Origin of the sequence: Mesorhizobium sp. M2E.F.Ca.ET.209.01.1.1 (assembly GCF_004010375.2) — a bacterium.
GTDB lineage: Bacteria > Pseudomonadota > Alphaproteobacteria > Rhizobiales > Rhizobiaceae > Mesorhizobium.
Map to the genome: position 1 here is coordinate 1 of NZ_SADP02000722.1, position 328 is coordinate 328.

Below are 328 nucleotides of genomic sequence, written 5' to 3' on the forward strand. Positions count from 1 at the left end.
ACGACCCTCCTCCGATCTTTCAGCCGTCATGGGTTGGCTTCGACCGAATCCTCGTCGGCATAGTCGGCGAATTCCCAGGTGCCGTCGGGCATGGCGCGCAGCACGTCGCGCGCCTGCGCCTCGGCGTGATCGAGAAGCGCGGCGACCCCTTCGATGAAGCCGGCCGTGCCGAACTTTTTCACCATCGCCTGAATCTTACGTTCGCCGGTGTTGAGCGCGCCGACCAGCGCCTTGATGTCGCCGATGTTGAGGTCGGGCTTGCGCACATTGGTGCTCATGATGCGCAGGATCGCGTCGTCGAAGACGACCTCGCGCACCAGCTTCATCG

At 63.7% G+C, this 328-nt stretch carries 1 protein-coding gene; it reads right to left on the reverse strand.

Annotated features, from left to right (window positions below):
* Positions 1-26 precede the first annotated feature (26 nt).
* Positions 27-328: hydantoinase B/oxoprolinase family protein (locus EN852_RS37605; protein WP_246694549.1), on the reverse strand; the 302-nt coding region annotated here is incomplete at its 5' end.